Below are 14,534 nucleotides of genomic sequence, written 5' to 3'. Positions count from 1 at the left end.
AGTAATTAAGAGGCTGCATATGAAAATACTAAAAGCGTTTTGGAAGAGACTGACGAGCCCAAGCAAAGCTGCCGTAGGTGTGGTTTTGTTTATGGGATTCGCTGGTGGTCTTCTATTTTGGGGCGCATTCAATACCGGTATGGAAGCAACCAACACCGAAGAGTTCTGTTCGGGCTGTCACGCACCGATTGTTGCGGAAATACAAGAAACCATTCACTACTCCAACCGCTCTGGTGTTAGAGCAATCTGTTCTGACTGTCACGTACCACACGAATGGACGGATAAGATTGTACGTAAAGTTCAGGCATCAAAAGAGCTGTATGCTCATTTCATTGCCAAAACGATCGATACGCCGGAGAAATTTCAAGAGCGCCGCGCTCATCTAGCTGAACGCGAATGGGCTCGATTGAAGAAAAATGACTCGTTGGAATGCCGTAACTGTCACGAGTTCGAATACATGGACTTCTCAGAGCAAGGTTCTCGTAGTGCCAAACAACACTCTACTGCCCTAGCATCTGGCGAAAAGACATGTGTAGATTGCCACAAAGGTATCGCACACAAACTGCCAGACATGCATGGCGTTGAAGGCTGGCAATAAGGAGACAGGCAATGAGTACATTAGAATCCGTTATCTGGCACATCCTCGGTTATGGAGCAATGCCTTTCATCATCTTATCTGGCTTCGCGGTCGTCGCTGCAATCTCTATATGGCTACTATCGCTTGGCAAAGATAAGGAAGTCGATTGATTAAGACTTCCTGACGCTGACACAATTTTTGCCTATTTTGTATCACGCGTAAAAAAGCCACCGCAGTTGCGGTGGCTTTCTTGTATCTAAAGCAAAATCAGACTTCAGGATAGCCTTGCGGGTTGTTTGATTGCCAGCGCCACGTATCAGAGGTCATTTCCTCTAATGAGCGGGTTGCTTTCCAGTCCAACTCTTTCATCGCTTTCGCGGGATCTGCCCAACATTCTGCAATGTCACCTGGTCGACGTTCAACAATCTTATAAGGTACCGGTTTGCCTGACGCTTTTTCAAACGCTTTCACCATCTCCAGTACACTTGACCCGTTGCCAGTACCCAAGTTGTAGATGTGCAGACCTGACTTATCACCCACTTTTTGTAGCGCGGCAATATGACCATCAGAGAGATCCATGACATGGATGTAGTCACGTACGCCTGTGCCATCTACGGTTGGATAATCATTACCAAATACTGATAAGTACTCGCGACGACCAACCGCGACTTGCGAAACAAACGGCATCAAATTATTCGGAATACCTTGCGGGTCCTCGCCCAATTCACCGGTAGGGTGCGAACCAACAGGGTTAAAGTAACGAAGCAGAGTAATACTCCAATCTGGATTTGCTTTTTGAAAATCCGTTAAACACTCTTCTACCATCAGCTTACTGCGGCCGTAAGGGTTCGTTGCGCTAGTTGGGAAATCTTCCGTAATTGGCACAGAAGCAGGATCGCCATAAACCGTCGCTGAAGAGGAAAATACCAAGGTTTTCACGCCCACTTCGCGCATCGCATCGACCAAGACCAGCGTACCATTTACGTTGTTGTCATAGTACTCAAGTGGCTTTTCAACCGACTCGCCCACCGCTTTTAAACCCGCAAAGTGGATCACTGCTTGAATGTTGTGTTGCTTAAGCACCTCAACTAAAAGCGCTTTGTCTCGAATATCGCCTTGGATAAACTCAGGTTTTACCCCTGACACTTTCTCAATACGCTCAAGTACAGAAGACTTGCTGTTGTACAAGTTGTCGAAAAGAACGGGAGTCATACCCGCGTCAATCATTTGAATCGAAGTATGACTGCCAATGTAGCCCATACCGCCGGTAACCAAGACGTTCATGCTTATAACCTTTTGAATAATTTGGCGTAAATGTTATCGGACTTGAGAACGAAAATACAGCTCAAACTTGAGACTTAATTTCATTCGGTTTCGCTCAATACAAATTGTCCTTTGCCCAAACTTTTCGCCTGATACATGGCGGTATCCGCCGCTCTAATTAACTGATCCATCGGGATATCGCGCTGCTCAATATAGTGAACACCGATACTTACCCCTACGTTGAGCACTCGCCCACGATAGACAATATCCTGCTTAATAAGCGAAATGAGGCGCTGCGCCAAAACAGTGATACTGCTGCGGTCGGTTGACGTCAGGAGTACCACGAACTCATCACCAGATAAACGGGCGACTAAGTCCTGACTTCTCACTTGAGACAGTAATCGTTCAGCCACCTGCTTTAACACCTCATCACCCGCGTCGTGGCCATAAGTGTCATTCACTTGTTTAAAACCATCAAGATCGAGATAAAGTAGTGCTAAGCCATTTTTGGCCTCACGTTCATCTTTCAAAGAATCATCTAAGACACGATACAAATGAGCGCGGTTTGCTAGCCCTGTCAGAGAGTCGTGGTGAGCAAGATATTCTAAGCGTTCCATTTCTTTTACGCTGGAAAGATCGGACAAGATGTACACATAATCACAACGCGATTCGTCCTCGCTGTTGTAGATACAAGAGACCTTAACGAACATTGGTACATTATGACCAAATAAATGTTTTTCCCAGATTTCACCCTGCCATTGACCATACTGCATCACGGATTCTTTAATCGTTGGCATAAGCGAACGGAACTGTTGCCATTCCAACGTTTCTTCAGGCTTCTTACCCAACAGCGCTTCTTGAGTGTAACCCAGTAGTCGGGTCACCGATGGGTTGACCATGGTGATAACGTCATCTTGATCCGTGACCATCAAACCATCTTGGCTGTTCTCAAACACACCCGCCGCTAAACGTTGGCGACTGAGCGCTGCGTCCACTTCGGTAATATCTTGAATGGCGAACAGTATCTGCCCCGCTTTTGTCAGCTTAGTACAGCTGATTTGTAGCAATTGATACTGCTTAAACACATCTCGAATCCAGATTTTCCGGTCGGTAAATTCTAGCCCGCGATAAATGGCCTTTCGTACGACGTTTGCCTCTTCACTTTCAACCAGATCTTCTAGGTTTGCGCCCTTTAGAAAAGCGCTCGTGCATCGAAATACACTGCACGTTGCGCCATTAAAATGCACGATTTCGCCTTTATTGTTGACAACCACTAACGCATGTTTGACCGTCTCAACAACTTCATTAGCAAATGATTTCTCTTCTTCTAGCTTATCTAAAGTGTAGGCAACTTGTTGTTCACGTTGGCTAAGTCTATCGAGCATGGTGTTGAACGCTCGAACCAAATCACCAATTTCATCATTGGCGGCTGGCGCAACATTGAAGTCTCGCTGCTTGCGGTTGATAAACGCATTCATCGCTAAATTCAAGTTATAAACCGGCCCCACAATGAACTTATCGACCGTCATATAAAGGACGATCCCCGAGCAGATCAGAAACACTAAGAATACGAATCCGTTACTTAATGCGGAGTTATATAAGGATTGGAAAGACGCTTTAGAGACAATAATTCGTAATTGAGCAATGGTTTCCCCTTCCATATCAACGGGAATCAAAATGAAGATGTACTCGTCACCGATAGCAAACTTCTGTTCACGAATTTGAGTACGCTCTTTTTCATTGGGAACAGGAGCCGCGCTTCCTTCACGCTCGTACATGGCAAACAACTGTCCGTTTGCGGTATACAGTTTAACCCTGACAATCTCTTCGTCAGCGGAAAACGCGTCTAGAACTTGATTGGCGCTGTAGCTATCGTTGAACAAAATTGCCGCTTGAAGGTTATACGCCACCCCTTTTGCAAGTACGCTAACGCGATCAATCAAATTATCCTTTTGAGTTTCAAAAGCACTGTAAAGCGCATACCCTTGTGAAGAGAAGAAAATAAGGCCAGTGAAGATCACGATCGGCAGAATAAGCTTGGTTTTCAGCGACATATTGTGGAGAAGTTTCATTGCTTACCTCCAACAATTTCAGCGACCCTTAAAAAGTTAGCCGACAGCGTGTACTCGCCGACGTTTTCTAAATTCACTCTTGGCTTAATTCGTCCACCTAGCGTACTAAGTTCAACCACCCCTCCTAGCTCAGTAAAACTTTGAATATCGCTGATTGAAATCGTGCGGTTAGGGTTCAGTTTAATCAGGTCTAAGCTTTCTTTTTTGGTGATGTATAAAACGTCACACCCCGAGTTAGAAATATGCAGCGGTTTATTTCGAATCAACTTATCTTTCGTTATATCCGTCAGTATGTCACGCACTTCCTCATCATCAGGAGCGCAAATACTGATTTCGTTCATCTGCTCGTCCGCGCCCCAAAACACAAAGCTGGCAATACGATAGATGTATACAGCTTTAACCTGCTCTGGGGTAAATTTGGCGTTTGCCAGAGGAGAAACAAAGGCGGCAGCGAGGCAGGCAGTGGTCACCCAACGTCTAAAATTCATGGGATAGCCTCACATAAGCCAGTTGCTCATTTGGATAGAGGCTCCAAGAATCGTAGATTTCGTTGGCAAACATCTTTTGCACCACCAGCTCGACAAGCGGAGCGCTGTCGTTTTTACGCCAGCCCAAACGGGTATCCAAGGTCACATGAGGCTTGACATCATCCAGCGTTACACGGCCGGGTATGTCGTAATCAGTCCTCATTTCGTCAGTGTAACGGGTATTGTTATATTTCAGGGCGAAATCCCATTGCCAATTCTTGTTAATCGACCACAAGGTTTGCAAGGTGGCAAGATGTTGGCTAGGTAGTGACAGCGAACTTTCATTGCCGCCGTTCGAATAGGTACCTTTGTCCCAATCGGCGTCAACACGCAGATAGCTGTAGGTGGCATAGAAGCTCAAATTGTCCGCCGCCTGATAATGCGCAGCGAGCTCTATACCCGAGGTTGTCGCTTGATAATCATCTGAGACAAAGCAAAACCAAAGATGCTCGTATCCTTGATAGACCAGAGAATCAAAGCAGTCATTACCGCGAATGTTGTCGTAGCGGCTGTAAAAAACCATGCCGTCCAACTCAACACGTTCGGACGGCATATAGCGATACCCTAGCTCACCCGTCCACACTGACTCATTTTTTAACTTTTCATTTGGCAATGTCAGGTAAGTGGAGCCATACGGAGTGCCGCCGTACCATTCAATGTAGGATTGTTGATAAATGGAGTTTGAGTCCATATAAGACGGCGTGACAACCGCTCTGCCGATGCCAGTCCAAAAACGGTGCGCATCGCTAGGTGTGTAAAGCAACCTAAGCTGTGGTGACAGCTCAAAGGTTTTGTTCTGCTCAAAGTATTCGCCTTTTACACCAAGAACACTACTCAACTGGTCAGATATTTGGTAAGTGGACTGGGCGAAAACGTTCGCAATGTAGTCATTGGCTTTATCGATGTCGTAACTACGAGAGTAACCTGTGAGCGTGAATAAATCGGCATCTTGCCAGCTTTCCGTAAACCTTAAGCCAACATAACGTAAGCCGATTCCTGCGATAAGATCATGTTTGGCGCTCAAAGCTGTCGAGTAGTTAGATTCGAGATCCACAGTCGTGTATTCACCGGGCGCATCGGGGGATTCATCTTTCACGTGATCAACCCAAAAGCTGGTATTAATCAAGCTCGATGAATCTAACTGCTTTTGATGATTGAGCTGAACATAGGCGCTATCCACTTGAATACGCTCGTTATCAAACGTAATGGTAACGGGCTGGTTGTACGGATCATTTCTATCGTAGGCGACAGTCCAAACCTCGGCATCATGCGCCAGTTTGGTGCCGCCCACTCTAAATTGCCAAGAGGAATCGGTCAGTTTCCGACTCACTTCTATCCCCGCCGTGTCCGTTTTCCACTTAGACGCTGAATTATTCAAATAGCTTGGGTTGCTTTTGGACTTATAAAACGCGCGCGCGTACAAATCTTCATCCAATTTCAAGCCATGACGGAGCGAATAATCATAAGCATTGTACCGACCCGCTGTGCCGGTCATGTAGGTGCCTTGAGTATCTTGAGCAGATTTGGTGATGATGTTAACAACGCCATTCGCCGCATTGCCGCCCCAGATCGCTCCACTGGCCCCTCTGATCACTTCGATACGCTCGATGTCTGCCAAAATATAATCGAGGGCGCTCCAATAAACGCCGCCATAGACTGGGCTATAGACACTTCGCCCATCCACCATGACCAGCATTTTGTTGTACAAGCCATCATGAAAACCCCGTGATGAAACGTGATAGGTGTTTTCGTTCCATTTAGTGACGTACATACCGGGAACTAGAGCAAGAGCTTCTTGGATATTGGTCGCACCACTACGTTGAATTCGTTCGCTTGATAACACGTAGACAGACGCGGGGACATCTGACACTTTCTGTGAGAATTTAGAGGCAGTTTCCACGGCAACATCCAACATCGACAACTCTTCTAAACTCATTGACATAAGTTCGTCCAAATTGTCATCTGCGAATACGGCGCATCCTGCGAGAGAGAGAGAAGTAAAAAGAATTGAGCGCTTGTACATCTAGGTTCCTTGCTATATTAGCAGTCTATATTATTCCACTTATCAGTAAAGATTCATATTTAGAAGCCTATGTTTTTGCTAAGTTGTTGATCAAATAATGAAACTGATCACTGTTTCAAGTATAGAATTGAAACAAGGTGGTAGGGGCAATTTCGGAGAGCTTATTTGCAATGAACAAAACGAACATTAAATTAAATTGCGACATGGGTGAAAGCTATGGTCAGTGGACAATGGGGTGTGATGAGCTCGCCATGCCCCATATTGATCAAGCAAGCATTGCCTGTGGGTTTCACGCATCCGATCCGATGATCATGAGTTCAACGGTGAAACTGGCCATTAATCACAATGTTGCAATCGGTGCGCACCCTAGCTACCCAGACATACAAGGGTTTGGCCGCAGAAGCATGACGCTCTCGAAAAACGAGATTTCCAATATGGTGATCTATCAAGTCGGTGCGCTAAAAGCGATCTGTGAAAGTGAAAATACCACCCTTCACTATGTCAAACCTCACGGTGCGCTTTACAACGATATGCTAAAAAATACCAGTGTATTTGAAGCGGTTGTAGATGCTGTCTCTTGCTTTAACGTGCCCTTAATGACGTTAGCCACCCAAGATAATCAAGACCGACTCGACATTGCTGACGATTATGATGTCCCTCTTTTGTTCGAAACGTTTGCCGACCGACGGTATTTATCCAACGGGCATTTAGCACCTCGCTCTATGGCTGGCGCCGTTATACACGATGAGCAAGCGATCTTAGACCAAGTGACGCAGATAGTCCGATACGGAAAAGTAAGAACGCTGGACGGTTACACGTTATCGATTGATGCGGATACCATTTGTGTCCACGGGGACAATCTAGACGCGGTGCTAATGATTGAAAAAATACGTAAAGTGATAGATTCGGAGGAAGGATAGTGAAAATAGAAACATCCGTCGACCCTGTGGCTGAATGCTCTGTTTTGGTCAAATTTGAGGCCGAGCCAAGCCCTGAGCTCTCTTGGGTCATTGGCGAGATCAGCCTGTATTTACGCAACCAACTGGGGGCGTGGGTAATGAACGTAACCCCCTCGTTTAACACCATATTAATTGATTACCTGCCGCACCGAATTTCGATCTTTGAGTTTATCCCCTATTTAGAAAAAATTGTCACCGAATCTCTCCTCCATTTACCTGAAAAACCCTCACCTAAAATCATTGAACTTCCGGTCTACTATCACCCCGAAGTCGCCCCCGACCTTAACGCCTACTTAAGTAGTGGACTTAGCTTAGAAGAGATCATCTCACTACATTCATCTGTCGAGTACAGCGTTGGTGCTATTGGTTTTACCGCAGGTTTCGCATTCCTAACCACGGTTGATCCAAAACTACAAAGGCCGAGGCGGGAACAACCGAGGGTCAATGTGCCAAAAGGCAGCGTAGCCATTGCCAATAATCAAACCGCTATCTATCCAACCCAAAGTCCAGGTGGCTGGAACATTATCGGCAATTGTCCAATTGACTTGTATGATCCACAAAGTGCGTCGATTCTTCCGATTTCGATTGGCAATAGCGTTCGATTCAAACCCATTAGCCGTGAAGAGTTTTTTAGCTTAGGTGGCAAAGTGCAACAGGAGTGGACATGAACGTACAAGAATCCATCACGGTAATAAAGCCCGGACAGCAAACACTGATTCAAGATTTTGGCCGATTTGGTCTTGCGCATTTTGGTATTGCTCAAGGTGGACCACTTGATGATTACGCGTATAGTTGGGCTAATCATCTTCTTGGTAACACTGTAAACGCGGCAACATTGGAAATAACCTTAGGCCAAGCCGAGTTTGAAATTAACCACCGCTGTGAGATGGCGATTGCTGGCGGTGACTTGAACGCCCAATTGGACGGAATCCCCCTAACCAACTGGTCGACGTTCGATGCTAAGCCCGGACAACGCCTAACATTTGGACTGCCTAAAAATGGGTTACGCAGTTATCTTGCGGTTAAAAACGGTTTCGTTGTCGACACGCAACTTGGCAGCTGCGCGAGTGTTCATCGTGACAAACTTGGCGGACTAATCAATGGAGCGCCTCTCAAAGCAGGCGATGTGCTGGGTATCGTGCCTCACTTAGTGTCAACCAAACCGATCCAAATGACATTTCGCTATAAACCTGATTACGACAGAAGGCTTGAACTTCGCGTCATCGAAGGCTATCAAGTCAGTGAGTTTTCTAGTGAGCAAGTCGAGCTGTTTTTCCAACAGGAGTTTGAAGTAAGCCAATTGATCGATCGGATGGGCTACAGACTGACCAGCGGACGCATCCAACCTCCGAATAAAGAGTACCTAAGCGAAGGCATCGCGCTCGGAGCGATTCAAGTTCCACCCAATGGAGAGCCCATCATATTGATGAACGATCGACAAACCATTGGTGGCTACCCAAAACTCGGCTGTGTTGCGCGCATTGACCTGCCGCGTCTAGCGCAAGCTAAACCGGGTCAAAAAGTACGTTTTGTGAGAGGCGACTTACTTGGGTTACAAGATGTATGGAGCCAATGGGCAAGGTATTTTGGGTACTAAAATGGTGGCAGTTTTCATAAAAAATGGGCGTCACACGCCCATTTTTTTATTGTCCATAATACTCTGCTAACTCTTCAGGATAGTCTCGACTTGAGGCTAAATATTTCGCTCGCTCTTCAACCTGTTCATAAGCTAATGACATGCTAATAGGATGCAGCTCCTCAATCGATTGATCGCGGTAGTCGTATAGATGCCAATGCTCAACCAGTTTAGTCACAGCCTCGAGTGCCGATGAGCCTTTCACAACCTCTAAACGCGCGTAATCGTTGCCAGCAAAAGTCACATCTGCGGCGCGTAACGTCTCGTCATTACCAGGGATTTGCTGAGCGCCGAACAAAGGCGTTCCGAACTCAACCGCTGATTGGTATTTTGGAACAAACCGCGCCATATGGTTAATCGCTCGTCGAGAGCGCTCAATAACAACGTCTTCATTCCAACCTTCGATGATCTTTTTACGTAGACGCATTGGCAGTTGTGGCTGCGAGGATTGGGCATCAGATGAGACCAAACCATCTTCAAACAAGGTAATGTCTTTGGTCATGCCATGAAGTTGAAACACACCATTTGGGTATGGGGTTAGCTGCGCCATGCCATTAGGTGTACCGCGTGGACCATGGAAGATCACCTCCGGCCACAATTCATCACTCTGGCTCCATTTCGTCACGTATGCGGCTTTAAACTCCACCAAGCGGTTTCTCGGTTTATCTGCTAAATCATCAATGTGTCCGGTCTCGTAACCACACGCATTCACCAAATAGTCAGCTTTGACTTGAACACTTCGCCCAGAGCCATCGGTACAGTGCACTGTCCACCCTTCATCATGGGTAAGGTCAGTGACATAAGTGTCGAGCATTAAGTGACAGTTTTCGCTTTGCTCCAACGCCAACGTTGCAGATGCAGCAATACGAAAAACGCTCCACCCCGGCTCTTGGACCATGACCACAGGAAAACGTAGCGAATCGAGATCGGCGTCTTTAGCAAATGGAATCATCCAATCGTCGAAGCTGGAAGGTTCACTTGGCTGAGTCCGGTTTGCTAGCGTCTCAAGCTCTTCACGTCCGTAGAAACGGTAGTAGTCTTCCGGTTCACCCAGTACTTTGTTTCGCTCATCTTCATTTACCAACTCTTGGTAGGCTTTTTGGATGAACAACAAACGCTCGTAAAGCTCTTCAGGCGTTCCGCCATCGGCATAAGGGACGGCGATAATAGTTGGGCGATTGTTGATGGTATGTGGATACAAGCGTGCTGTGTCCACCGATTGCTTGAGAAGCTCTAGGCACTGCTGCCTCGATATTTCTCGATAGAGGTTTCCACCTGCGTGTAGATGACAAATTGGAGGACCATAAACCAGCCCTGGTTTCTTTTCGATAAGAGTGACTTTGATTCCTAGCTCAGATAAGTGTAAGGCAGCGGTTGCGCCCGCAATACCACCACCAATAACTGCGACGGAAGATGCACTGGTTTGAAGTTGTTTTGACTGCATTCGTATGGTTAATCCATTCATTCTGAGTGCATTTTACTGTTTACGGGACAAGAAGAAAAACACAATTTTTGCAAGGAAAATTAATGACATTTTAACGACAAAAAAATGAAAAAAATGCTTGACTCAATATCTGTGAATTTCTCAATTATCGATTGTGTGAATAACAAAACTTCGCCACGCTTTACCCCTACAAGGGCTACGACAATTTTGAAGTTATCTACAGGCTGACTTATCCCAAACTTTATCCACTGATTTTGTGGATAAGTGGAAAAGTCAGCCAAGCCTAAGTTAGCTAAACGCTTTATTTATAGGGGTTAGTAGACGTTTTATCATACTGTTAACAACTAATGCTAAAGTAAAGAAAGTCACCACAGGGAGCGCAGCCCAAAGCACCAAATGCAGGTTTGGCTCAAGTTCAAAACCAAACTTCATCAGAGCGCCAACAACCAGTTCTGCTCCGATGGCAGCGATAAATCCAGCGACCAAGGACATAATTCCGTATTCCGCCCATATGGTACGAACGACACGTTTTTTACTCGCTCCTAGAGTTCGATAAAGCTGAATTTCGCTCTGCCGCTGCCCTAAGCTCAAACGTAACAAGGTGAAGATCAACATCACGCCTGAAACCACTCCTAGTGCCGCTAAGACGGTAATCGACCACACGATTTGCTCCAGCAGACCTTGGATCTTGGCTCCCATACTCCTGATATCCATTAGGCTTACCGTTGGATGATTACGAGATAACTGGTTGATCAGATCATTATGTCTGTCTTCAAGTCTAAAACTGACCAAATAGGTCGCGGGAATAGACTGCAGGACATCAGGTGAGAATATGAAATAAAAGTTCGGTTTCATGTCTCGCCATTCGACATGACGAATCGAGTTTACTTTAGCTGTGACTGTTTGACTGTTGATAACGAAGCCAAGCTCATCGCCGATTTCTAAGCCGAGATCCTGAGCAACATCGGCTTCAACCGAGACGCCATTCGCGTCGGTCCACTCCCCTTCGAGCACGTCGTTGTGCTCTGGAATACCATCATCAAACGTGAAATTGATCTCTCGCCTTAACGCATCGGTACCTTCGCCCCCTTGCGCATACTCTTTTGCATCTTCACCATTGATTGTTGATAAACGACCGCGAATAATCGGGTAGTCGTCAGATCGGTCAATCTGATTGCTATCGAGCACCTCCAGATACGCGTCCTTTTCATACGGAGCTATATTGAGGGCAAACGCATTTGGCGCATCAGCAGGTAATGTACGCTGCCAATCAGTCAATAGGTCTGTTCTTACCAACCACATGACTGCTAACAACATCAAAGATAGCGCCAACGCACCAAACTGAATCCCTGTCGACATGGCAGAACGATTAATTCGGCTCAACGCGAGACGTACCGATGTCGGCAATGGCATTTTACTCAGCAGCTTAGTCAAGCCAATGCTGAGCAGCGCTAACACGAGGAACAGCGCAACGATACCGGCTAAGATTATCCAGACTAACGTGTTCTGGTAGTAGACAAACAGCATCGGCAACAATGGCACAGCGATTAACCAGTAGTAATGTCGACTGCGATTGTAAGCCACATCTGACTGCATCACATTGGCAGCGCTCACTTGAAGTAAACCAAGCAGTGGAATGCCCAACGCAGGCACTGCAATCAGTACGCTGGTAGACACCGCCACAAGCGCGGGTTTAAGGCCATAGCTCGGCAATGGATTGGGCAATAAATCAACTAGTGGCACTCTCAGGAGTATTTCTAGTCCAACGCCGATCGCTAACCCAAGTATCGAAGCGCTAATCAATAGAATCGCCACTTGGCTCCACAACCAACGCCCAATCCACCCTCTGCTTGCGCCCAAACTTTTGAGCATAGCTATTGTCTTTTTACGGGTTGAGACATAGTGCTGACAGGTAAGCACTAAAGTCGTCGCCGCCATGATGACAACAATCGCCACAGTCAACGATAAGTACTGTTCAGTGCGTTGAAAGACCTCATTAGTTCGGCTGGCACTGTTTTGATCGCGCCAACGGTCGCTTGGTGTCAGTTCAATTGACGACTTGACGGTCTCTATTTGGCTTTGGTCGCCATTAATGAAGAGGTTAAAGCGAACTCGGCTGCCCAATTGAACGGCGCCCGTTCTTTCCAAATCCGTATTGTGGATAAACGCGGTTGGCATTTGTTGGAAAGGGTTAAAACTCAAACCCGGCTCTTCAACCACTCGCCCGGAAACGACAAAATCCGCATCGCCCACCGTGACAGCGTCACCAATAGAAACATCCAGTTGTGCAAATAATCGCCCATCAAGCCAAAGCTCGCCGGGTTGAACGTGATTGAACGTTGATTTGTCGTCTGACAGCACCATCTCACCACGTAACGGAAATGCGCTGTCAACGGACTTCACGGTAATCAACTTCATGCCGCGATCGCTAAATGCCATTGTCGCAAAACGAGTCTGTGATGAAATCGTCAGTTGCTGCTGGTTTACCGCTTCTAAAAGCGGTTGAGGAATGGGATTTGAGGAAGAATAAACGGTATCGGCAGTTAACGCCTCTTTCCCTTGTTTTACAACCACTTGCTCCATGCGCTCGGCAAGTGCGGTAAGGGCAAATATACACGCGATGATAAGCGTTAGCGCGATTGAAACGGGCCACAGTTGCCCATGTCTGATTTCACTCAAACTCCAACTTAACAGGCGGCGATTGAGTTGTGGTGAGCTGACCTCTGACATGATTATGCCTCCTCAATACGTCCAGCGTGTATTCTCATTCGACGCTGGCAACGCTGGGCGAGTGCCATATCATGGGTAACAAGAACCAGTGTAGTGCCATGTTGCTCGTTAAGCTCGAAAAGCAGCTCTATCACCTTTTCTGCGGTTTGCTGGTCCAGGTTACCTGTAGGTTCATCCGCAAACAGCACCTTGGGCTCAATCATGAAGGCTCTTGCTAAGGCAACACGCTGCTGCTCGCCGCCGGATAGCTGTGCTGGTGAATGGTCCATACGGTGAGCCAAACCAACCGATTCAAGCAATGACTTAGCTCGATCCACGTTTTCCGCTTCACCTTTCAGAAGACACGGCAGAGTCACGTTCTCAAGCGCACTCAAACTCGGAATCAACAAGAAGCTTTGAAACACAAAACCGACCGATTCACTTCGAATTGCCGCGCGAGCTTCATCGTCCAAGGCAGAGAGCTCTTGCCCCATTAACTCCAAAGTACCAGAGGTTGGCGTATCTAAGCCCGCCATCAAGGTCATTAGCGTCGATTTCCCTGCGCCGGAGCTACCGACAATCGCAACACTCTCACCCTCTTTGATATCAAGATTTATCTCTTCAAGGATTGTTAATTGCTCTTGATTAGTAGAGACTGTTTTGGTTATTGAATTTGCTTTAATTACGGATGTTTGCATGTTTCGTTTACTTTCCCTTGCTTTTATTCTTCTGTTTTCGTACTCAGCCAACGCGAGCAAATTGTTGATCTTAGGAGATAGCCTGAGTGCAGGCTATCAAATGCCAATTGAAAAAGCATGGCCTTCTTTATTACCAGATGTGTTACTCGCTAAAGGTCAAAATGTCGACGTCATCAACGGCAGTATCTCTGGAGATACCACCGGCAACGGTATCGCACGCTTGCCTCAACTGCTGTCACAACATCAACCCAACTACGTATTGATAGAGCTTGGGGCTAACGATGGTTTGCGCGGCTTTCCGCCTAACCTTATCCAAAACAACTTAGAGACCCTAATCAGTATGGTCCGTGACGCTGATGCTAAGCCGCTGCTTATGCAAATCCGCGTGTTACCTAATTATGGCAAACGTTATACAGAGGCGTTTGCCGAACTCTACCCAAAAACGGCAGCCAAAACTCAAGTGCCTCTTTTGCCCTTTTTCTTAGAAGGCGTAATCATCAAGCCGGAGTGGATGATGCAAGATGGCCTGCATCCGCAACCAGAAGCGCAACCTTGGATTGCAGAGTTTGTTGCAAAAGAGTTACTTAATCACCTCTAATTGGTCTAGCTCAATAAAATTTACTTAG

General features: G+C 46.6%; 13 protein-coding genes. 6 read left to right on the top strand and 7 right to left on the bottom strand.

Translation table 11 applies throughout. The annotated features are described in order from the left end of the window. The first annotated feature begins 19 nt into the window (after window positions 1-19). Together U9J37_RS20775 and U9J37_RS20770 are read left to right on the top strand one after the other, a co-directional pair. Entirely contained in the window at window positions 20-598 is a 579-nt protein-coding gene (locus U9J37_RS20775) for a NapC/NirT family cytochrome c (RefSeq protein ID WP_005473261.1), read from the top strand. 11 nt (window positions 599-609) lie between these two features. Then, complete coding sequence (locus U9J37_RS20770) at window positions 610-747, top strand: TIGR02808 family protein (RefSeq protein WP_005473113.1); 138 nt, start codon at window positions 610-612, stop codon at window positions 745-747. 97 nt (window positions 748-844) lie between these two features. Here the strand turns inward: U9J37_RS20770 and galE are convergent, their stop codons facing one another. From galE to U9J37_RS20750, 4 genes are all read right to left on the bottom strand, one after another. Beyond that, window positions 845-1,861, bottom strand: a complete 1,017-nt coding sequence (gene galE, locus U9J37_RS20765; RefSeq protein ID WP_005473232.1) for a UDP-glucose 4-epimerase GalE — start codon at window positions 1,859-1,861, stop codon at window positions 845-847. An 80-nt stretch (window positions 1,862-1,941) separates the two neighbouring features. Then, window positions 1,942-3,912 carry a sensor domain-containing diguanylate cyclase gene (locus tag U9J37_RS20760; protein ID WP_043887099.1) on the bottom strand — a complete coding sequence of 657 codons (1,971 nt, stop codon included), beginning with the start codon at window positions 3,910-3,912 and terminating at the stop codon, window positions 1,942-1,944. Then, entirely contained in the window at window positions 3,909-4,400 is a 492-nt protein-coding gene (locus U9J37_RS20755) for a YfiR family protein (protein WP_038136785.1), read from the bottom strand. Before U9J37_RS20755 ends, U9J37_RS20760 begins: the two co-directional genes overlap by 4 nt. After that, window positions 4,390-6,462 (bottom strand): TonB-dependent receptor plug domain-containing protein, encoded by a 2,073-nt coding sequence (locus tag U9J37_RS20750; RefSeq protein ID WP_043887097.1) that lies wholly within the window; start codon window positions 6,460-6,462, stop codon window positions 4,390-4,392. Before U9J37_RS20750 ends, U9J37_RS20755 begins: the two co-directional genes overlap by 11 nt. 170 nt (window positions 6,463-6,632) lie before the next feature. On the opposite strand from U9J37_RS20750, the gene U9J37_RS20745 reads away from it, so the two are divergent. Genes U9J37_RS20745 through U9J37_RS20735 form a run of 3 tightly spaced genes read left to right on the top strand, consistent with a single transcriptional unit; the run spans window position 6,633 to window position 9,018 of the window. After that, entirely contained in the window at window positions 6,633-7,382 is a 750-nt protein-coding gene (locus tag U9J37_RS20745) for a 5-oxoprolinase subunit PxpA (RefSeq protein WP_043887095.1), read from the top strand. After that, window positions 7,382-8,089 (top strand): 5-oxoprolinase subunit B family protein, encoded by a 708-nt coding sequence (locus tag U9J37_RS20740; RefSeq protein ID WP_005473298.1) that lies wholly within the window; start codon window positions 7,382-7,384, stop codon window positions 8,087-8,089. The genes U9J37_RS20745 and U9J37_RS20740 overlap by 1 nt, the downstream gene beginning before the upstream one ends. Continuing rightward, a complete protein-coding gene (locus U9J37_RS20735; RefSeq protein ID WP_005473240.1) occupies window positions 8,086-9,018 on the top strand; it encodes a 5-oxoprolinase subunit C family protein in 933 nt (310 codons plus the stop codon). The genes U9J37_RS20740 and U9J37_RS20735 overlap by 4 nt, the downstream gene beginning before the upstream one ends. 46 nt (window positions 9,019-9,064) lie before the next feature. On the opposite strand, the gene U9J37_RS20730 is transcribed toward U9J37_RS20735, so the two are convergent. From U9J37_RS20730 to U9J37_RS20720, 3 genes are all read right to left on the bottom strand, one after another. Beyond that, window positions 9,065-10,501 (bottom strand): FAD-dependent oxidoreductase, encoded by a 1,437-nt coding sequence (locus U9J37_RS20730; protein WP_005473258.1) that lies wholly within the window; start codon window positions 10,499-10,501, stop codon window positions 9,065-9,067. A 288-nt stretch (window positions 10,502-10,789) separates the two neighbouring features. Beyond that, window positions 10,790-13,231, bottom strand: coding sequence for an ABC transporter permease (locus U9J37_RS20725; RefSeq protein WP_322414119.1), 2,442 nt, complete (start codon window positions 13,229-13,231; stop codon window positions 10,790-10,792). 2 nt (window positions 13,232-13,233) lie between these two features. Continuing rightward, complete coding sequence (locus U9J37_RS20720) at window positions 13,234-13,908, bottom strand: ABC transporter ATP-binding protein (RefSeq protein WP_005473293.1); 675 nt, start codon at window positions 13,906-13,908, stop codon at window positions 13,234-13,236. Between U9J37_RS20720 and tesA the strand changes: the two genes are divergently transcribed. After that, window positions 13,907-14,506 carry a multifunctional acyl-CoA thioesterase I/protease I/lysophospholipase L1 gene (gene tesA, locus U9J37_RS20715; RefSeq protein WP_005473191.1) on the top strand — a complete coding sequence of 200 codons (600 nt, stop codon included), beginning with the start codon at window positions 13,907-13,909 and terminating at the stop codon, window positions 14,504-14,506. The genes U9J37_RS20720 and tesA overlap by 2 nt on opposite strands. Window positions 14,507-14,534: the final 28 nt, after the last annotated feature.

The sequence above is a fragment of the Vibrio sp. 16 genome (assembly GCF_963681195.1).
Taxonomy (GTDB): Bacteria; Pseudomonadota; Gammaproteobacteria; order Enterobacterales; family Vibrionaceae; genus Vibrio; species Vibrio sinaloensis_D.
The sequence above is the reverse complement of the archived record's forward strand: the minus strand, read 5'-3'. Positions and strand labels throughout refer to the sequence as shown.